General features: G+C 42.8%; 15 protein-coding genes and 1 pseudogene. 8 read left to right on the forward strand and 8 right to left on the reverse strand.

What is annotated here, in order from left to right:
• Window positions 1-39 precede the first annotated feature (39 nt).
• Window positions 40-1,125 carry a methyltransferase domain-containing protein gene (locus AACQ81_RS08675; protein WP_339353441.1) on the reverse strand — a complete coding sequence of 362 codons (1,086 nt, stop codon included), beginning with the start codon at window positions 1,123-1,125 and terminating at the stop codon, window positions 40-42.
• 94 nt (window positions 1,126-1,219) lie between these two features.
• Window positions 1,220-2,224 carry a permease gene (locus tag AACQ81_RS08680; RefSeq protein ID WP_237385306.1) on the reverse strand — a complete coding sequence of 335 codons (1,005 nt, stop codon included), beginning with the start codon at window positions 2,222-2,224 and terminating at the stop codon, window positions 1,220-1,222.
• A gap of 121 nt (window positions 2,225-2,345) precedes the next feature.
• Between AACQ81_RS08680 and AACQ81_RS08685 the strand changes: the two genes are divergently transcribed.
• Window positions 2,346-2,678, forward strand: coding sequence for an ArsR/SmtB family transcription factor (locus AACQ81_RS08685; protein WP_237385307.1), 333 nt, complete (start codon window positions 2,346-2,348; stop codon window positions 2,676-2,678).
• Between the two features lie 180 nt (window positions 2,679-2,858).
• Here AACQ81_RS08685 and yiaY read toward each other — a convergent pair.
• Window positions 2,859-4,009 (reverse strand): annotated as a pseudogene (yiaY, locus tag AACQ81_RS08690) (L-threonine dehydrogenase).
• Window positions 4,010-4,161: 152 nt separating this feature from the next.
• Between yiaY and AACQ81_RS08695 the strand changes: the two are divergent.
• Entirely contained in the window at window positions 4,162-4,671 is a 510-nt protein-coding gene (locus tag AACQ81_RS08695; protein ID WP_237385308.1) for a YbaK/prolyl-tRNA synthetase associated domain-containing protein, read from the forward strand.
• A gap of 318 nt (window positions 4,672-4,989) precedes the next feature.
• On the opposite strand, the gene gndA is transcribed toward AACQ81_RS08695, so the two are convergent.
• Window positions 4,990-6,396, reverse strand: a complete 1,407-nt coding sequence (gene gndA, locus AACQ81_RS08700) for an NADP-dependent phosphogluconate dehydrogenase (RefSeq protein ID WP_237385309.1) — start codon at window positions 6,394-6,396, stop codon at window positions 4,990-4,992.
• A gap of 314 nt (window positions 6,397-6,710) precedes the next feature.
• Here gndA and AACQ81_RS08705 point away from each other — a divergent pair, with 314 nt between their 5' ends.
• Window positions 6,711-8,285, forward strand: coding sequence for a TerC family protein (locus AACQ81_RS08705; RefSeq protein WP_237385310.1), 1,575 nt, complete (start codon window positions 6,711-6,713; stop codon window positions 8,283-8,285).
• A gap of 264 nt (window positions 8,286-8,549) precedes the next feature.
• Here AACQ81_RS08705 and asmA read toward each other — a convergent pair whose 3' ends face one another.
• From asmA to apbC, 4 genes are all read right to left on the reverse strand, one after another.
• Window positions 8,550-10,418: an outer membrane assembly protein AsmA gene (asmA, locus tag AACQ81_RS08710; RefSeq protein WP_237385311.1), complete on the reverse strand. Its 1,869-nt coding sequence runs from the start codon at window positions 10,416-10,418 to the stop codon at window positions 8,550-8,552.
• Between the two features lie 76 nt (window positions 10,419-10,494).
• Complete coding sequence (gene dcd / locus AACQ81_RS08715) at window positions 10,495-11,076, reverse strand: dCTP deaminase (RefSeq protein ID WP_237385312.1); 582 nt, start codon at window positions 11,074-11,076, stop codon at window positions 10,495-10,497.
• 46 nt (window positions 11,077-11,122) lie between these two features.
• Window positions 11,123-11,764 carry a uridine kinase gene (udk, locus tag AACQ81_RS08720; RefSeq protein WP_237385313.1) on the reverse strand — a complete coding sequence of 214 codons (642 nt, stop codon included), beginning with the start codon at window positions 11,762-11,764 and terminating at the stop codon, window positions 11,123-11,125.
• Between the two features lie 416 nt (window positions 11,765-12,180).
• Window positions 12,181-13,293, reverse strand: coding sequence for an iron-sulfur cluster carrier protein ApbC (apbC, locus tag AACQ81_RS08725; protein ID WP_237385314.1), 1,113 nt, complete (start codon window positions 13,291-13,293; stop codon window positions 12,181-12,183).
• A 227-nt stretch (window positions 13,294-13,520) separates the two neighbouring features.
• Between apbC and metG the strand changes: the two genes are divergently transcribed.
• The 5 genes from metG (at window position 13,521) to AACQ81_RS08750 (ending at window position 19,852) form a co-directional block, all read left to right on the forward strand.
• Complete coding sequence (gene metG / locus AACQ81_RS08730) at window positions 13,521-15,548, forward strand: methionine--tRNA ligase (RefSeq protein ID WP_237385315.1); 2,028 nt, start codon at window positions 13,521-13,523, stop codon at window positions 15,546-15,548.
• A 159-nt stretch (window positions 15,549-15,707) separates the two neighbouring features.
• Window positions 15,708-16,148, forward strand: coding sequence for a CidA/LrgA family protein (locus AACQ81_RS08735; RefSeq protein WP_237385316.1), 441 nt, complete (start codon window positions 15,708-15,710; stop codon window positions 16,146-16,148).
• The gene (locus tag AACQ81_RS08740) at window positions 16,142-16,837 is read left to right on the forward strand and encodes a CidB/LrgB family autolysis modulator (protein WP_237385317.1); all 696 of its coding nucleotides are present in this window, start codon (window positions 16,142-16,144) and stop codon (window positions 16,835-16,837) included. Before AACQ81_RS08735 ends, AACQ81_RS08740 begins: the two co-directional genes overlap by 7 nt.
• A 203-nt stretch (window positions 16,838-17,040) precedes the next feature.
• Window positions 17,041-17,925: a cytidine deaminase gene (gene cdd / locus AACQ81_RS08745; protein ID WP_237385318.1), complete on the forward strand. Its 885-nt coding sequence runs from the start codon at window positions 17,041-17,043 to the stop codon at window positions 17,923-17,925.
• 229 nt (window positions 17,926-18,154) lie between these two features.
• Window positions 18,155-19,852, forward strand: a complete 1,698-nt coding sequence (locus AACQ81_RS08750) for an NAD-dependent malic enzyme (RefSeq protein ID WP_237385319.1) — start codon at window positions 18,155-18,157, stop codon at window positions 19,850-19,852.
• The last annotated feature ends 208 nt before the right edge of the window (window positions 19,853-20,060 follow it).

Below are 20,060 nucleotides of genomic sequence, written 5' to 3' on the forward strand. Positions count from 1 at the left end.
CCTTATGAGATAACCTTTTGTATCTGATTTTGTCAGTGCTTAGCAACTACAGCCACTCGGTACACACATGGAAACCTCACTTGATGCTGAAAAATTGTTCAAAGCGGTTCCACAATTAAAAACCCCATAATGTGTGCGCCCTTCACCAATCACACTAAACAAGCTGTAATATCGGCTTTTACAAATGATATCTGCTGTATTTCGGCATATCGGCACCGCTTTGCCTGTCTCAAATACATGTTCTTGATCAAGCATAAAGCGAATGGAAGCACCGGGAAGATTACCTTTGTATATAGCAACTTGACCGTAATCCTCACAACTATCCTCTAGATCAATCTTGAATAATCTGAGAGTCATTGAATACAGTTTTGCACCCCCCAACTTTTCTTCAATGGGCTTGTTGTTGGTGGTTTTTAAATGACTTGAAACAACCCGTATATCCCGAAAGCCTGCATCACGAGCGACTTTCACGAAATCGCCATAATACAACACATCGCCAATACATTCTCCAATCAACAATGGATCATGTTTTAAAGCCGATGAGAGCCTGCGATCGGAGAAAATATCAGCAAAATAAATTTCGCCGCCAGATTTAAGTAACTGAAACATCCCCTGAAGCACATTAAATTTTGCAGCGGCCAGATTAATGACACAATTGGAAACTATGATATCGACACTATTCGACGGTAAATTGAGTTGATCCAAGGACTCAATATTACCGTGTATAAAATGTACATTACTTTCGTTGTAACCATAGGCATCCCGATGATATTCAATGTGACTCTTGGCAAATTCAATTTGTTCAAGTGTAGTATCGATGCCAATAACATGCCCTTCTTGCCCTACCAACTTAGATAAAATGAAGCAGTCCCGCCCACTACCACAGCCTAAATCCAACACAGTTGAACCAGCCAGTAAAGGAGAAAAAGGAGTCCCACAGCCATAAAATCTCTTCTGCACATCTGGGTGAACTGCCTTTAATATGTCTTTTATCTCATCGGAAGGTGATTCATCGACAGTGCAAACATTAGTTACTAAATCTTCCTTACTTGAAAGAGTTGTACCATAGTAGTGCTGTACATTTTCAACTCGCTGAGATAATTCTTGTTCTTTGGTTTTCATCATTCCATTCCTCTAATAAAATCCAACTTCAGGCCAGATATGACTCTAGTGGCCTCTCGGCTCAATATGTTTATTTGCTTGTCATCTAAGGGAATATTCAGAAAAACAGGAAAGTCGTGTAACCTGCGATCATTGCCATAGCAAAGATAACAGCGACAAAGGCGGCCAAGAGCTTAAATGTAAATAGGGAGCGTAATAAAATTAGCTCAGTCAGGCTGGCACCGGCACCACCAATAATTAACGCCAGAACTGTTCCGGCACCAACTCCTTTCGCCATCAGAGCTGCTGAAAGGGGTATCAAAGCTTCGGCACGAATATATAGCGGTACGCCAATAACAGCAGCAACAGGGATAGCAAAAGGATTATCTGAGCCAGCATATTGTTCTAGCAGGCTGGTCGGTATATAACCATAGATAACACTGCCGATTGCAATACCGATAAATAAATACGGTAGTACCCCCTTAAAATCTGACCAAACTTCCTGCCATAAACCGCTGTATTTACTTTTTTGGCGATCAGTTTTAACAATTTGGCTATCACAGCAACTTGTCGATTGTGTGGTAGTTTGAGTAACAGGACAACAGGAAGTCGCTATTGATGAACAACTATTTGATATTGTGGATTTAATTCCACAATTACTTCCAGAATCATCGCCACCAGACACCACTTCACGGCGTATATAACGTTCAAATCCCAATACTTGTAGCAACCACCCAGCTCCAAGTGAGACTAGAAGGGCAGATAGTACGTAAATAGCTGTTAACGTCAGACCAAAAGTAGCAACAAACAGTACAACAATGATGGGATTCAACAAAGGGGAGGAAAATAAAAATACCATCATTGGGCCAAAACCAGCTTTGGCACGAATTAACCCTTTCAACATAGGAATAGTCGAACAACTACAGAAAGGAGTAATAGATCCGAGAGCTGCAGCCAAAAAATATCCTCTTTTCCGGTTAGCGCTCAGTAAGGCTTCCACCTTGGATGGAGGTATATGTCGCTGGAGAAGACCTATCAATAAACTCACACCAATGAATAAGGCTGATAATTCTATGGCAAGGAAGACAAACATGTTTAGGGTTTCTTGCAATTGAGAAGACATTCTAACTCTCCAAATATCTATATTTCTAGTAATATGGAATTATTGGTGGATGATAGATTGCCATTGCAATCAATGTCAATTATATTTCTAGAAACATAGAAATTTTTGTTTAGAGACCCGAATGAAACACGAAGAAGTCGCACAAAGCCTGGCTGAACTAGGGAACACGCACCGATTAGCCATATTTCGATATTTAGTTAAAGCCGGCCATCAAGGAGTCTCTGTCGGGAAGATCCAGAAAGCCTTAGAGATTCCAGCTTCAACTCTGTCACATCATCTCGCTCGTCTGGTGAAGGTCGGATTGATCCGTCAAGAGAAGCACAGTCGTACTATTGTATGCATACCTGAATATCAGCATTTGGAAAACCTGATCAGCTTTTTGCAAGAAGAATGTTGTGTAGGGATTTCAGTTGAACGCCTCACCGCGGAATCATGTAGATTACGTGAAATATAGTGCGTGATAGCGGAAGATAATATTTCCATCAAGTGTACAGAGTAAATCCATAGTAGCTCTGACAAGAAGAACATATATGTGTAGTGCATCTGTACACTTTTGGAAATACGTCCTACCAGAAAAAACCATCGTAACCAGTGTTACTTGAATACTCGGTGATTAAAACCATTGCTCAGTAAGTTACATTGCAGCCTTAAAGATAGCTACAATTTCTTCATGTGAAGCCTGAACCGGATTAGTGAAACCACAGGCATCTTTCAAAGCATTAGTCGCCAATGTTGGCAAGTCTTCTTCTTTTACATTCAATTCAGACAAACCTGCTGGAATATTAACGTCTGCGGCCAATTTACTGATGGTCTGGATACAAACTTCAGCGCCTTGCCCATCATTCAGACCTGCGACTTCAGCCCCCATCGCTGCCGCAATCTCTTTCAGGCGAGCCGTAGACACTTTGGCATTAAATCTTTGTACATGTGGCAGTAAAACCGCATTACAGACGCCATGTGGTAAATCGTAAAATCCGCCTAACTGATGTGCCATCGCATGAACGTATCCCAAGGATGCATTATTGAACGCCATTCCAGCTAAGAACTGGGCATAAGCCATATTTTCCGTGCTTCCATATCATTGCCATCTTCAACGGCACGGCGCAAATAGTGACTAATCATTGTCACCGCTTTCAACGCACAGGCATCAGTGATAGGATTTGCCGCCGTAGAAACATAAGCTTCAATAGCATGAGTCAGTGCATCCATTCCCGTTGCTGCTGTCAACCCTTTTGGCATTCCCGCCATTAAAGCAGAATCATTGACTGACAAAATAGGTGTAACGTTTTTATCCACTATCGCCATTTTGATATGACGTTCAATATCCGTAATGATACAAAAACGTGTCATCTCAGACGCTGTACCTGCGGTAGTATTAATAGCAATCAGAGGCAACTGTGGTTTTGCTGAACGATCAACCCCTTCATAGTCACGAATATCCCCACCGTTGGTAGCTACCAATGCGATACCCTTTGCACAATCATGCGATGAACCACCCCCTAAAGAGATTACACAATCAGTGTTACTCTGACGCAGGATTTTCAATCCTTCCTCAACATTAATGGTGGTTGGATTTGGATTTGTTCCATCATAAATCGCACTTTTTATCCCTGCATCCGCCAGTAAAGTCTGAACCTTTTCAACAACACCAATCTCGTTCAGCACGCGGTCAGTGATAATTAAAGCCTGTCTGTAGCCATAATTTTTTATTAACTCGACGGCTTCAGTCATACACCCCGTACCAATTTTATTCACTGGCGGGATAAAAAAAGTGGATGCTGCCATTTGGAACTCCTTAGATTTTACTGAAGTATTTCAAATCTAGATGTAAGAGAATTGAATTACAATGTGACACTTATTTATTTCAGTCATTTTGACCAGAATCAATAATTGCCTATGTAAGAGCAAAAAATGGCATTTGCTTTTACTTTTGGTTTATGTTGGAGAAAATTTTGCTAAAAAATAACATATTCGAGCGTCTTACTGCCCTGCTAGATACACATAATGCCCGCTATCGCGTTATAGAGCACTCTACTGGTGGCCGTTCAGAAGAGGTAGCAAAAATACGGGGGACTCACATAGGGCAAGGAGCGAAAGGTTTAGTCTGCCATGTCAAAGGACATGGCTACCGACAGTATGTTCTCGCTGTCTTGCCTGCTGACCAGCAAGCCGATCTTGCAATGCTTGCCAAGCAAGTCGGAGGAAACCGGGCATCGCTGGCAAGCCCGAAAGAAGTTTCTGAACTGACATACTGTGTTTTCGGAGCTATTCCTCCGTTCAGTTTCCATCCAGATTTGCAGCTGATTGCCGAACCATACTTATTCGAACGTTATGATGAACTGGCATTTAATGCTGGCAGTCTGGAACGCTCTATCATTTTGAATACAGAAGACTATCGCCGTATCGCTATGCCTGAATTAGTTGCTTTTCGGAAAAGAGCCGATTGACGCTAACACAAAGAAAATACGTAATTAATTAAGGTTAACTTAAATAAAGTTTACATTTTGCTATAATTTAACCAGATGAAAATAGGCGAATTATTATATGAATAATATTTTTGTTCTGGTAATATTCGGTCTTGCTACTCTCAGTATCGCTGTTCTTCTTTACAGTTATGATGCAGACCTAGAGCACTGGCTAGAAATGTGTGCACAGAAATTAATCAAGTGGACACCTTCAAATTAGCACTTTTATCTAACAATAAGGTGCTGAAAAATCAGCACCTTATTTTTAATCATTCAATGTTAAATTAAAACACCTAATGATTAACCCAACCATTCAGTGTGGAAGACGCCTTCTTTATCAGTACGTTTGTAAGTATGCGCACCAAAGTAATCGCGCTGTGCCTGAATCAAATTGGCAGGCAATACGGCTGAACGATAACTGTCATAATAAGAAATAGCAGCAGAGAATGTTGGAGTTGGAATCCCATTCTGCACGCCATAAGAAACAACATCACGCAAAGCTTGCTGATATTCATCTGCGATTTGTTTAAAGTAAGGGGCTAACAGCAAGTTAGCGATAGCCGGGGTTTCATTATATGCATCTGTGATTTTTTGCAAGAATTGCGCACGAATGATACAACCCGCGCGGAAGATCTTAGCAATTTCACCGTAGTTCAGATCCCAGTTATATTCATCCGATGCTGCTTTTAACTGCTGGAAACCTTGTGCGTAAGAAACAATCTTACCCAGGTACAGGGCACGACGAACTTTCTCGATAAATTCTGCTTTATTACCATTAAATGGCTGAGCTTCCGGGCCTGACAGAACTTTAGATGCAGCCACGCGCTGATCTTTCAGCGAAGAAATATAACGTGCAAATACGGATTCGGTGATCAATGTCACAGGAACGCCCAGATCCAAAGAGCTTTGACTAGTCCATTTACCCGTACCTTTATTGGCAGCTTCATCCAGAATCACGTCAACCAGATACTTACCTTCTTCATCTTGCTTATGGAAGATATCAGAAGTAATTTCAATCAGATAGCTACTCAGTTCACCCTGGTTCCAGTCGCTGAATACTTCAGCCAGTTCCTGATTACTCAGGTTCAATGAATTTTTCAGCAGGGAATAGGCTTCCGCAATCAGTTGCATATCACCATACTCAATACCATTGTGAACCATTTTCACATAGTGCCCTGCACCATCAGCCCCGATATAAGTAACACAAGGCTCACCATCAACCTGAGCAGCGATCTCTTTCAGAATTGGCGCTACCAGTTCATAAGCTTCTTTCTGGCCGCCAGGCATTATTGAAGGGCCTTTCAACGCACCTTCTTCACCACCGGAAACACCCGTACCGATAAAATTAAAGCCCTGAGCAGACAATTCACGATTACGACGGATAGTGTCTTGAAAATAGGTGTTGCCACCATCAATCAGAATGTCACCCTTATCCAAATGTGGCGTCAGTGATGCGATGGTTTTATCCGTAGCTTCACCTGCCTTAACCATCAACAGAATACGACGTGGCTTTTCCAGCGAATCGACAAACTCTTCAATGGAATAACTTGGAACTAATTTTTTCCCTGGATTTTCAGCAATAACTTCATCAGTTTTATCGCTGGAGCGGTTGAAAATAGATACAGAATAACCACGGCTTTCAATATTCAACGCCAGGTTGCGCCCCATTACCGCCATACCGACAACACCGATCTGTTGTTTGGACATGAATAACTCCCGTCTAATAATGACTGCTGTCCACCCAAGATGCAGTACGTCACGCTATATTTCATATGTAACTTTGTGCCATATGTAACACATTCCGTATACAACAAAACAGAGTGGACAATTTGTTAATGAGATCACATGTTAACTCAGGAATGGCTATAGAAGGTAGTTATTGATGCAATCGATACCGTCGTAACGTTCTTTCGCTGAAAAAATTTCCAACTGAGATAAATCATCTATTGATATTTTGAACTTCAATACGCATTATTCAATGGTCGGCAAAAGCCGTCATATTAAAAGGTAAAATAAATTGTATGGAATGGATCGCTGATCCTACGATATGGGCTGGTTTGGCCACACTTATCGTTTTAGAAATTGTTCTCGGAATTGACAACTTAATATTTATTGCCATTCTGGCAGACAAACTTCCTGAAAAACAGAGAGATAAAGCTCGCCTGACAGGGCTTTCCTGCGCCCTTATCATGAGGATATTGCTGTTATTCAGCCTATCCTGGCTCATTTCCCTGACTAATCCATTGGCTACCCTGTGGGAGCACTCTTTCAGCGCCCGTGATTTAATTATGCTGATAGGGGGTATTTTCTTGCTGTTCAAGGCCACAATGGAGTTAAATGAACGGTTGGAAGGGAAAAACCTGCACACCAATCAACAACGCAAAGGAGCTAGCTTCTGGCCTGTTGTTGTGCAGATTATAGTCTTGGATGCTGTATTCTCTCTGGATTCCGTCATTACTGCCGTGGGTATGGTCGATCATATTGGTATCATGATTGCCGCTGTTATCATTGCCATGATCCTGATGATATGGGCCAGTAAGCCTCTGACGAGATTCGTCAATGCGCACCCCACGATCGTTATCCTATGTCTCAGCTTCTTACTGATGATAGGTTTCAGCTTGGTTGCAGAAGGCTTTGGTTATTATATTCCAAAAGGCTATCTTTATGCTGCCATCGGCTTCTCCATCATGATTGAAGCACTGAACCAATTCGCCCAGTTCAATCGCCGCAAGTTCTTGAGCGCTTCCCGCTCCCTGCGAGAAAGAACCGCAGAGGCCGTTCTGCACATTTTAAATGGCAAACGTGAAAACACGGCACTGGATAATCATACTTCCGATCTGATTGCTGATGATTCGGATAACAAAGAAGTCTTTGAACCTCAAGAGCGTCAGATGATCGCCCGCGTTCTCAGCATGGCACAACGTACCGTCAGTAGCATCATGACTTCACGCCATGATGTTATTTATCTCGATGTCCATGCTCCGGCCGAAAAACTGACCACGCTGCTGGAACAAAAACCTCATACACGAATTGTCGTCACTGATGAGCAAACCAGCGATGAACCTCTCGGCGTTGTGCATGTGATCGATATCCTTAATCAGCAACTGACCCATAATATGTTCGATTTACGGCAATTAGTGCAACAACCGCTGATTTTCCCGGAATCTCTCTCCTTGCTGCAAGCACTGGAGCAGTTCCGTCAAGCCCAAACACACTTTGCTTTTGTCGTTGATGAGTTTGGTTCTGTTGAAGGTGTAGTTACGGTAACCGACGTGATGGAAACAATTACTGGTAATTTGCCGGTAGGTAGCGGAGAGCTGGATGCCCGCCATGATATTCAAGTCATGGAAGAGGGATATTGGGTTGCCAACGGGTTTATGCCACTGGAAGATTTAGTTCTTTACGTACCATTACTATTGGACGGAAAACGCGAATACCAGACACTTGCAGGCCTGTTGATGGAACATCTGCAACATATTCCGCAACAAGGTGAGCAGCTACAGATTGGTGATTACCTGTTTGAACCACTGGAAATCACCAGCCATCGCATCAATAAAGTGAAGATCATCTCACTGAAAGTTGAAGCAGAAATATAATCCGTAGTTATAAAATTAATTATCTAATGAAAAACCGGCATAACGTCGGTTTTTTTATTCCCATAAATTTTATAAGATCAGTCACATAGTTAGCTATGCTCTTGGGGATTAATGAAAGGCTCCTGCCTTTCACCGGAGGTCAGCCTTTGGCTGGGCAAATTCGTTCCCGACGAATTTGTCATTCCCTTGCCGTCGCGCTGCATCTTGAAATCCATTGTGTATATAAAGGAATAGAAAAGTTAACCTTAAATACTATGATAAGAGCTATTTTTTATTCAGCAAATCCTTTAGCGTTTTATGATCCTCACTACTACTATGCCTTTCGAGCCAATCTTTGATTGATTTTTTGGCCTTTTGCTGTAATTCATCGCGCATTAAAGATTCTACATTCAGAGTATACTGCAAATTATCCCAGCTGCCATAAACTCTCAAAGGAATTTTTAATTTCGCCAACTGGCGTACAAATTCGTTCTGCTTGCCCCACCCGTTTGTTAATTGCACCAACAATGCCATATCGGCATTCTGCTTCAGTAAATTCGTTTTACCCTGCCCACGAATATTTAACATACCTGAAGTTGCGGCAAGCTCATCAATTTTAACTTCACCGCGATCCAATTTCGCTGTCACCGACATATTTCTCGCTTCAGTAAAACTATCTGTATTTGTCGGTTGATCAACTCGATCTGTCACTCGTGAAAAAGATTGCTGAATAAGCTGAGGAATATTCAATCCTTCCAGACGCACATTTTTCAGCCCTAGATTCAAATCACCTTGCCAGTAATGGGAAATGGCGTATTCATCATAACCTTCACCAACCAAATCACCAGCTACATTAAGCTGACCACTGAATACCGTCGGCAGGGCCAATGTGGTTAACAAAGGCTGCAATTCAATTTTCTGCAAGCGTGGTTTTATGTGTAATTTTGCAGGTATTATCGTGGCATCAATTGTGCCCGGAAATGTAAAATGTCCACTAAACACATCTCCGTTTAATTTTTCAATTTCCGTCACGCCATCATTATTTACAGCTTTCAGGTCAAAATTATCAATATCCATACCCTGATAAATGAATTTACCTACTGTAAACGAGATATTCGCATTAAATCCTTGCAAAAACGTAAGATCATAATTGGTTAAGGGCGATACTGACGTCGCAATTACCGGTTTTAATGAGTTATTTTCGATTCGGTAATCATGTTTTGCCTGTGGGCTGTTTTTAGGCAAGGTATCCCAGCCCATTAAATTATCCAGATTCAACTTCGAAGAGGCCAGATGAATGACATATTGCGGCTTATCTTTCAAGGCAGCAGTAATATTCCCTTTCAGGTCACTCTCTCCATTCACGGTTAACGCTATTTTTTGCAATGCAAGTGATTCGGATCGCGCCTGATATTTGGCTACAGCACTGCCTGTCCCTTTAATCCCTTCAGATGGCAGCCCGACACCCTGCAACTGGTATTCGAGGGAATTTATATCAGCCGATATCTGCTGCGGATAATCTGAAGTATCCACTGATGCATTAAGTGCAAATGCCAGTTCTTGCTGGTTTTTATTGATTTTACTGCTAACTTCAAGACTAACGTGATCTTTATCACTGCGTGCCAGCAGTAAATTGATATCACGGACATTAAATTGAGAATGATCTTTGGTTTGCCAAATCAGTAAACTATCAACTACTTTGATTTTGGCAATATCCAGTTTCCAAGGCTGATCATTTGCAACCATGGGATAATGAATACCACTTTCGGGTGCAATGGGGGCTTCTGTCCGCTTCTGAGGTTGGCTATCCGGAGTCATTCGCAAGACAGCCCCTTTCAGCATCACTTCGTTAACAGAAAGTTGGTGAGATAACAGAGGTAATAATTCCACATCCAATCGCATGTTTTCTGCAATAATAGCAGGTTGTTTAGCATTCTGAGCAGTCAGTGATATCTGTCCAGTCAGAATGCTCAATTTTGGCCAAACATGCCAGCGCAGATCATCTTGCAGCACGAGATGGTAACCACTCTTTTTTTGTACCTGCTTAACTATATAGTCACGAAAATCATTCGGATTAACCAGCATGACCAGCGTAGTTAAGCCAGCAACAATAACAACAAAAAAAATAACGAGTGTCGTCAATAATCTTTTCATGACTTCCCCAGTCTCATGTCCACAAGATGACTATTTTTCACCAAAAAGTGTCACCGGAAAGCTTTACCAGAAAAGATTAATCCTCGCTGATTCGGCTGCCTACAACTCCTTGCTGATTTTTATATTTAGCATCCTGACGTCGGTTATAAGGCCTCTCAGCAGAACCTGACAGCGGTTCAAAACTTAATGCACCTATGACCATGCCGGGACGCAAAGCTAAAGGCAGTTTGCCTGAATTATAGAATTCCAGGACTATTTGCCCCTGCCAGCCCGGATCAATGCGGTGTGCCGTCACATGAACCATCAGGCCAAGACGCGCCAGAGACGAACGTCCATCCAGCCAGCCAACTAAGTTATCAGGCAATGTGACAGATTCCAGTGTCACCGCCAGAGCCAATTCACCCGGATGAAGGAAAAACGCTTCCCCAGCCGGCAAAGTGATTTCATCGCTCATGACACGGTCAAGCGCTGCATTGACTTCAGCCTTAGGACCACTCAGGTCGATATAGGCAGCAGTATGACCACGAAAAACACGAAACTGATTCCCAAGGCAGACATCAGCAGTTGCCCCATTAATGCGTTCGACAGGAGGGCGTGGGGTAATTACCAGTTTACCTTCATCTAGCCATTTAATAATGTCACGGTCACAGAGTCGCATTATGTCCTCTCAAATAAGATAATACTTATGAATACCAAACAGCATATTATTCGTAAAATTGGCCAATCTTGGCTTTTAAGATATCAATAGCTACGCGGTTCTTCCCTCCGCGAGGAACAATAATATCTGCATATTGTTTTGATGGCTCGATGAATTGCAGGAACATTGGGCGCACAGTTTTATTGTATTGCTCTATGACGGAATCCAGCGAACGTCCGCGTTCATTTACATCACGTTTGATACGGCGCATCAGGCAGATATCCAGTGGTGTATCGACAAAAATGGAAAAATCCAGCTCCTGGCGCAAGCGCTTATCCGTTAATAGTAGAATACCTTCAAGGATAATGACTCTTTTCGGTTCAAAATGGATGGATTCGGGTTTGCGGGTGTGTTCGGCATAGTCATATTGCGGCAATTCAATGGATTTTCCGGCTTTCAGTGCCTGAAGGTGCTCGAACAGTAAACTGTGATCCATTGAACTTGGATGATCGTAATTGACTTTATAACGCTCTTCCATCGGAGTATTGCTTTGATCTTTGTAATAACAATCTTCTGGAATAACGCCGATATTGTGATCACCTACCTGAGCACGTAATTCTCTATAAAGCGTGTTGGCAATAAGGCTTTTGCCTGAGGCAGAGGCACCTGAAATACCTACAATTGTACACTTATGTGCTTCATCAGCCATGATAGAAATAACCTGGTTAAAAAAGAAAAAATAAAGTGGGAACATGGGATTCGATACACCATGTTTGGCGGATTATAGGGAGTTAATGACTTCTATTCCAGAGTAAACAAGATAAGTCTCGTTTTTTTCAATACACTTCGCATAAAAATCCCGCAATTTCATGCTCTAAATAGAGAAAATTCTAAGAAGAGTTTTCAAATACGACCACGAAAGCTATTTCTAAAATTGATCCCAAACTTGAAAGATGAAAGGTATAGAAAAGATGCAATTCCAGCGGCAGATCACCTTTGCTCTCCATAAATATTCAGGAATGCTAAATGAAATATGCTAATAATTTAAGGACTATTAATAAAACGCCGTTCTGTATAAATTAAGAAACATTAACAAAACGGCGTTTATTCATGCAATTACTTAAATCAAACTGCACGGAAGGAAATTTCCGTCGGAATTTTTTCACCAATCCAATACATCTGAGCAGAAATATTGGCTGCAATTTCACGGTAGATATCTGCAAATTCACTATCAGGCTGGCTGCTTACTGTCGGTTCACCACGATCAAGATCTTCACGCAGTGAGATATGCAGCGGGATCTGCCCCAATAATTGGCAATCATATTTTTCTGCCAGTTTTTCTGCTCCGCCTGTACCAAAAATCGGCTCATGATGACCACAATTGCTGCAAATATGGCTGCTCATATTCTCAATAATACCCAATACCTGTACATTGACTTTCTGGAACATAACGATGCCTTTCATCGCATCAATCAGGGCAATATCCTGTGGTGTTGTGACAACCAATGCCCCTGTTACCGGAATATTCTGGGACAGCGTTAACTGAATATCCCCAGTTCCAGGCGGCATATCAATCACCAGATAATCCAGATCAGGCCACAATGTATCCTGCAACATTTGCATCAAAGCCTTGCTCGCCATCGGGCCACGCCAGACCATTGCATTATCATCAGTAACGAGATAACCGATGGAGTTGGTTGCCATGCCGTGCACCATAATCGGTGCCATATGCTGACCATCAGGAGAGGTCGGCCGTTCTTTGGCTGTACCGAGCATATTGGGGATGGACGGCCCATAGATATCCGCATCCAGAATACCAACTTTCGCACCTTCCTGTGCCAGCGCCAGTGCCAGATTCACCGCCGTACTGGATTTCCCTACCCCCCCTTTTCCTGAACTCACCGCCACAATATTGCGCACACCATTAACGCCCGGCAAATTATTGGCACGGCGCAATGTACTGATATCGTGGGTCAGTCGCCAGTCAACGGATTTTGCTCCCGTCGCAGCTTGTAGAGATAACGTCGTTTCTTTCTTTAAAACTTCAAAGGCCCTTTTCCAGACAAACGGCATCATTAATTCAATATGCAGTGTTCCATCCAATATAGTGCAGTGATGCAATGCTTTCAGAGCAATCAAATCCCGCTCTAATGTTGGATGTTTGAATGTTGCCAGTATTTTCGCAACATGTTCTTTCAGCAGGTCAGGATTGGTCTGCTCGGGGGATTGTGAGTTCATCCCGGCTCCTTTTGATTTATCTTTTTTCAATCTATACCCAATGGATTTCAAAATGCAGCCTGAAAGACGGCGGGTATAAAACTGTTTGGTCATCATAACAGAAGCTAACGACTTCGGATAAGGCAACAAGTAAAAGTAACGAAGTTCTTGCGTTACCCTAGCGACAACGCTCCTTATCAGGTAACATCAAAAACCCTTTTCATTTTTACGGAAGTCAGATCCTAACTATGTCTCAAGTCGCGAACAAATTATTGGTGACCTGTGCGTTGCCTTATGCTAACGGTCCCATCCATCTCGGTCATATTCTGGAACATATTCAGGCTGATATTTGGGTTCGTTATCATCGAATGCGCGGCAAAGAGGTTCACTTTGTCTGTGCCGATGATGCCCACGGTACGCCAATCATGCTGAAAGCCCAGCAAACTGGTGTTTCACCAGAAGAGATGATTGCCAAGGTGAATCTAGAGCATCAGCAGGATTTTGCCGGCTTTGCTATCAGTTATGATAATTATCACTCTACACACAGTGAAGAGAACAAAGCGTTTGCATCCCAAATCTATCTGGAACTGAAAAAGAACGGTTACATCAAGAACCGGACGATTTCTCAACTGTACGATCCAGAAAAAGGAATGTTCCTGCCAGACCGTTTCGTCAAAGGTTCCTGTCCAAAATGTAAGGCAGAAGACCAATATGGCGATAACTGTGAAGTCTGTGGAACCACTTATTCCCCAACCGAATTGATCAACCCGCGTTCTGTTGTTTCTGGGGCAACACCAGAAATGCGTAAGACAGAGCATTTCTTCTTCGATCTGCCTGCATTCAGCGACATGCTGCAAAAATGGACTCGTTCCGGCACGTTGCAGGAACAAGTAGCGAACAAAATGCAGGAATGGTTCGATTCAGGTCTGCAACAATGGGATATCACCCGTGATGCGCCGTATTTCGGTTTTGAGATCCCTGATCAACCAGGCAAATATTTCTATGTCTGGCTGGACGCTCCAATTGGTTATATGGGTTCATTCAAGAACCTGTGTGACAAGCGGAGTGACCTGAATTTCGATGAATTCTGGGAGAAAGACTCCAAGACTGATCTCTATCATTTCATCGGCAAAGACATTGTTTATTTCCACAGTCTGTTCTGGCCTGCAATGCTGGAAGGCAGCAACTACCGTAAACCAACCAATCTGTTTGTTCACGGTTATATCACCGTTAACGGCACCAAGATGTCTAAATCCCGTGGGACTTTTATCAAGGCCGAAACCTATTTAAAACACCTTGATGCAGACTGCCTACGTTACTATTACGCTGCTAAGCTTTCTTCCCGCATTGATGATATAGACCTGAATCTGGAAGATTTTGTTCAACGTGTAAACAGTGATGTCGTTAACAAAGTAGTGAATCTTGCCTCACGCAATGCAGGTTTCATTAATAAGCGCTTTGGTGGCAAGCTGGCTGATCAACTCGCTGATCCTGAGTTGTACCAGAAGTTTGTTGATGCCGCACAGGTTATCGCAGAAGATTTCACTAATCGCGAATTTGGTAAGGCAATCCGTGAAATCATGGCACTGGCTGACCTCGCTAACCGCTATGTTGATGAACAAGCACCGTGGGTTGTAGCGAAACAAGAAGGCCGTGACGCCGATCTTCAGGCTATCTGTTCAATGGGAATTAACTTGTTCCGTGTGCTGATGACTTACCTGAAACCCGTCCTTCCGGGCTTGTCCGCACGTACAGAAGCATTCTTGAATACAGAACTGACTTGGGATGGTATCCGTCAACCTCTGCTGAGCCATGACGTTTCCCCATTCAAAGCTCTTTTTAACCGCATCGAGATGGCTAAAATTGAAGCGATGGTTGCTGATTCAAAAGAGAACATCGAGCCTAAAAAAACGGTAACAGGCCCGCTGGCAGATGATCCGATTCAGGACACCATCACATTTGATGATTTTGCCAAGATTGACCTGCGGATCGCATTGATCAAACAGGCAGATTTTGTCGAAGGTTCAGACAAATTGCTGAAATTATCCCTTGATATCGGGGGCGAAACTCGTCAGGTTTTTTCTGGGATTCGTTCTGCTTATCCTGATCCGAAAATGTTAGAAAATCGTTTGACCGTGATGGTTGCCAACCTCGCACCACGCAAAATGCGCTTTGGCATTTCAGAAGGCATGGTAATGGCAGCAGGCTCCGGCGGAAAAGAAATTTTCCTGTTAAGCCCGGACAGCGGCGCACAACCAGGCATGCAGGTTAAATAATCGCTATATACTGACAGAATATTAATTATTACCAGACAACATTATTGTTGTAAAGATAGTAAAGCGGGCTAAAAAAAGCCCGCTTTTTTATGTGATGTATGGCACATTTAGAAAGTTAATCGTATGATGAACTCTCCCTATATTGAGGAATTATCGATTATGTCTTTCCAAAACATGCTGATGATAGGCTGGCAATATCTGCGCGCATTCGCACTGCTCTATTTGTGCTTGATCGCGGGGAATATCATTTCAGCATTCCTTCCTTTCTCTCTTCCCGGTAGTATTATTGGTTTACTTATCCTTTTCGGTTTACTGGCATTCCAAATTATTCCCCCACATTGGGTGAAGCCAAGTTGTAGTCTGTTGATGAAGAACATGACATTACTCTTTTTGCCTATTGGGGTGGGGATCATGAATTATTACCCACAACTCAGCCAACAAATGTTCCCAATCGTTCTTTCCTGTGTCGTCAGTACAGTGATTGTCATGATTGCCGTTGCTTACAGTTCCCACTATATCCATCGCGAACGCATCATTATTGGTTCCAAACAAGAAGCAACTACTACATCACAACAACTTGAAGAGAAAGAAAAATGTTGAGCTATATCTGGTGGTCACTGCCATTAACACTACTTGTATTTTATCTAGCCAAAAGACTGTCTATACGATTAAAACTTCCTATATTTAATCCCTTATTGATATCAATAACCATTATCATTCCTTTGCTCTTGATGACACATACATCATATGAGCACTATTTTGCAGGCAGCCGGATATTAAACGATTTGCTGCAACCAGCCGTAGTCGCTCTTGCTTTTCCTCTTTATGAACAACTGCACCAAATCCGTACTCAGTGGAAATCAATCATTACCATTTGTTTTATCGGCTGTATTGTCGCAATGGTAACCGGTACAGCTATAGCATTATGGGCAGGTGCAACACCTGAAATCGCAGCCTCAATTCTGCCTAAATCTGTGACAACCCCTATCGCTATGGCGGTAGCCAATTCCATCGGTGGGATTCCTGCCATCAGCGCCGCTTGTGTGATCATGGTGGGTATTTTAGGTTCTATCTTCGGTCATAACCTATTTAATCTTCTTAAAATAAAAACGAAGGTTTCCCGAGGATTGGCTATGGGTACAGCAGCTCATGCCGTAGGAACCGCCCGCTGTGCTGAGGTAGATCATACTGAAGGTGCATACAGTTCACTGGCCCTGATGACCTGCGGCATTATTACTTCACTGATTGCACCTTTTTTATTCCCGATACTGCTTCACTTATTTAGTTGATTATTCTACAAATGATTTTCATCTAAATAGTTATCAAACCGTAATAAAAAAGTGAAAGAATTAATAAAAATCATAACAATTTGATTTGTATTGCTATAATAATAGCTTTATTGCACAAATTTCATTGATTTTATGGTTGTTATCACATTACAAACCTAAACAGACATCCTAGAATGTCCTTCAATTAATTTGGAGATCATTCTATGCAAGCTCGTTTTAACGCTATTTGGTCAGAAATCACCCCTAAACTGCAACAAGCTTTGTTGCCTTATATCGGAAGTGACGATTTTCCAGCCATGCTGACAACGGAGCAGGTTGAGTCCATCAAGCGGAACAGTGGCTTTGATGATCACGCTTTGGCATTTGCCTTATTGCCATTAGCTGCTGCCTGCTCTATTGCTCCTATTTCTCATTTTTATGTCGGTGCAGTTGCACGGGGAGAAAGTGGTAATCTCTATTTTGGCGCCAATATGGAATTTCCGGGAGTGCCATTGCAGCAAACCGTTCATGCAGAGCAATCAGCAATAACCCACGCTTGGCTTCATGGCGAAAAAAAACTGGCTTCCATCACTATCAACTATTCACCTTGTGGTCACTGCCGACAATTTATGAATGAATTGAACAGTGGAACACAATTAGAAATTCACTTACCTGATCGCCCACCATTAACTTTGGCCGATTACCTGCCTGAAGCCTTTGGTCCGCGTGATTTAGCTGATACCCCACTGCTGTTGGATACAGTTAACCATGACCATCAGTTGGCTACCCATGACAATTTAGTGCAAGCCGCATTAGATGCTGCGAACCGCAGCCACGCGCCTTACAGCCAATCCCATGCCGGTATAGCATTACAAGATAACCAAGGGAAAATTTATACTGGCCGTTATGCGGAAAATGCTGCATTCAATCCGAGTTTGCCACCATTACAGGCTGCTTTGATATTTATGAATATGTCGGGTGGTGATTGTCAGTCCATCGAACGGGCTATGCTGGTTGAAGGTGAAAACAGTCAGTTATCACAGTGGAACGCTACAAAGTCCACATTAACTGCTTTGGGTTGTACTAAAGTGGAACGGCATACCTTTTGAAATGAAATAAGAGTAAGTTAACAAAATGGCGATTTATCCTCTCCATTACTTCCAAGAGGGGCAAATTGAAAGAATTAAATAACATTTAATTAGCCAATTCTGTATGTTATCTCTCATTTTTGCTCATGATAATCATATTTAAGTAACATTTACTGTACTTATTTTTTTTATCTTCTTAGGATCTATAGCCGATTTTGTTATTGATTGATTAGTCCAAAGAGTAAGCATCATGGAACTGGAACACGAAAGTAAACGTCCTCTTTATATTCCCTACGCTGGCCCGATTTTATTGGAATTCCCTCTACTGAACAAAGGCAGTGCTTTCACGGAAGAAGAACGCAGCAATTTCAACTTGCATGGCTTATTGCCACAAACCGTTGAAACAATAGAAGAGCAGGCCGAACGCGCCTACCGTCAATATCGCGATTTCAAGAATGACTCCGATAAACACATTTATTTAAGGAATATTCAGGACACCAACGAAACGCTGTTCTATCGGCTCCTTGACGCCCATCTCAGCGAAATGATGCCTATTATCTACACACCAACCGTAGGTGAAGCGTGTGAACACTTTTCTGATATATATCGCCGCGCACGTGGTCTGTTTATTTCCTATCCAAACAGAGCCTACATTGATGATATGCTGCAAAATGCCACCAAGCAAAATGTTAAAGTTATCGTTGTCACCGATGGAGAGCGTATTCTTGGTTTGGGTGATCAGGGTATCGGGGGCATGGGTATTCCTATCGGTAAGCTGTCGTTGTATACCTCCTGTGGTGGGATCAGCCCAGCGTACACCCTGCCAGTTGTGCTGGATGTAGGTACTAATAACCCGCAACGCCTGAATGACCCGCTGTACATGGGCTGGCGCCATCCGCGCATTACCGGCAAAGAATATGATGAATTCGTAGATGAGTTCATTCAGGCTGTGAAACGCCGCTGGCCTAATGTGCTGCTGCAATTTGAAGATTTTGCCCAGAACAACGCCATGCCGCTGCTGACCCGTTATCGTGATGAGCTTTGTTGCTTCAACGATGATATCCAAGGCACCGCAGCCGTTGCCCTTGGTAGCTTGATTGCCGCCAGTCGTGCTGCCGGTCGTCAGTTGAAAGATCAAACTGTGACATTCCTCGGTGCAGGTTCCGCTGGCTGTGGTATTGCAGAACAGATAGTTGCTCAGATGAAATCCGAAGGATTGAGTGATGAACAGGCCCGGGCCCGTGTATTCATGGTTGATCGTTTTGGTCTGCTGACTGATAAACAGCCAAACCTGCTGGATTTCCAGAGTATATTGGTACAGAAAAATTCAGCATTGCAATCATGGGATGTCAGCAATGATTCCCTCTCACTGATGGATGTGGTTCGCAACGCGAAACCTACAGTCTTGATCGGTGTTTCCGGTCAATCCGGTTTATTCACCGAAGATATCATCCGTGAGATGCATAAACATTGCGAACGTCCAATCGTGATGCCGCTGTCTAACCCGACATCGCTTGTGGAAGCCCGTCCTGAAGACATTATTAACTGGACTGACGGCAAAGCACTGGTCGCGACTGGCAGCCCATTTGCCCCCGTACAATATCACGGTCAGGAATACCCAATCGTGCAATGTAACAATTCCTATATTTTCCCGGGAATCGGCTTGGGTGTTATTGCTTCAGGAGCCAAACGTGTTACGGATGATATGCTGATGGCATCCAGCCGCGCATTGGCGGATTGTTCACCGCTGGCACAAACAGGTTCAGGTCCATTGCTGCCACCGATTGATGATATTCAAGAAGTTTCCCGCAAAATAGCCAAAGAAGTAGCGAAAAAAGCCCAAATTCAAGGTGTGGCGATTGTTACATCAGAAGATGCCTTGGATGAAGCGATTGAACGCAATTTCTGGAAACCAGAATATCGCATTTATAAACGCACTTCATTCTGATAATACCCTTAAAAAGCCTGCCGCCATTCTGACAGGCTTTTTTACAGAACTATCCATAATTATTACCATAAACTCATCGTAAATGCTTCCAGACAGACAATTCATGATTTTTTCTGCTATTCAAATGAAATTACGCTTATTCCACCCAAAAACCTATCTCACCGAAAACTTGCTTCGGTATTTCAAGTAAAGTAGCCTTTAATCTATT

The organism is Xenorhabdus sp. Sc-CR9, from assembly GCF_963897815.1.
In the GTDB taxonomy this organism is placed as follows: Bacteria; Pseudomonadota; Gammaproteobacteria; order Enterobacterales; family Enterobacteriaceae; genus Xenorhabdus.

Bases quoted from the DNA above. Each gene is read 5' to 3' on its own strand.
- apbC (WP_237385314.1), bottom strand. From the start codon at position 13,293: ATGAACTCACAATCCCCCGAGCAGACCAATCCTGACCTGCTGAAAGAA.
- udk (WP_237385313.1), bottom strand. From the start codon at position 11,764: ATGGCTGATGAAGCACATAAGTGTACAATTGTAGGTATTTCAGGTGCC.
- dcd (WP_237385312.1), bottom strand. From the start codon at position 11,076: ATGCGACTCTGTGACCGTGACATTATTAAATGGCTAGATGAAGGTAAA.
- AACQ81_RS08750 (WP_237385319.1), top strand. From the start codon at position 18,155: ATGGAACTGGAACACGAAAGTAAACGTCCTCTTTATATTCCCTACGCT.
- asmA (WP_237385311.1), bottom strand. From the start codon at position 10,418: ATGAAAAGATTATTGACGACACTCGTTATTTTTTTTGTTGTTATTGTT.
- metG (WP_237385315.1), top strand. From the start codon at position 13,521: ATGTCTCAAGTCGCGAACAAATTATTGGTGACCTGTGCGTTGCCTTAT.
- AACQ81_RS08735 (WP_237385316.1), top strand. From the start codon at position 15,708: ATGTCTTTCCAAAACATGCTGATGATAGGCTGGCAATATCTGCGCGCA.
- gndA (WP_237385309.1), bottom strand. From the start codon at position 6,396: ATGTCCAAACAACAGATCGGTGTTGTCGGTATGGCGGTAATGGGGCGC.
- cdd (WP_237385318.1), top strand. From the start codon at position 17,041: ATGCAAGCTCGTTTTAACGCTATTTGGTCAGAAATCACCCCTAAACTG.
- AACQ81_RS08740 (WP_237385317.1), top strand. From the start codon at position 16,142: ATGTTGAGCTATATCTGGTGGTCACTGCCATTAACACTACTTGTATTT.
- AACQ81_RS08695 (WP_237385308.1), top strand. From the start codon at position 4,162: ATGTTGGAGAAAATTTTGCTAAAAAATAACATATTCGAGCGTCTTACT.
- AACQ81_RS08675 (WP_339353441.1), bottom strand. From the start codon at position 1,125: ATGATGAAAACCAAAGAACAAGAATTATCTCAGCGAGTTGAAAATGTA.
- AACQ81_RS08685 (WP_237385307.1), top strand. From the start codon at position 2,346: ATGAAACACGAAGAAGTCGCACAAAGCCTGGCTGAACTAGGGAACACG.
- AACQ81_RS08705 (WP_237385310.1), top strand. From the start codon at position 6,711: ATGGAATGGATCGCTGATCCTACGATATGGGCTGGTTTGGCCACACTT.
- AACQ81_RS08680 (WP_237385306.1), bottom strand. From the start codon at position 2,224: ATGTCTTCTCAATTGCAAGAAACCCTAAACATGTTTGTCTTCCTTGCC.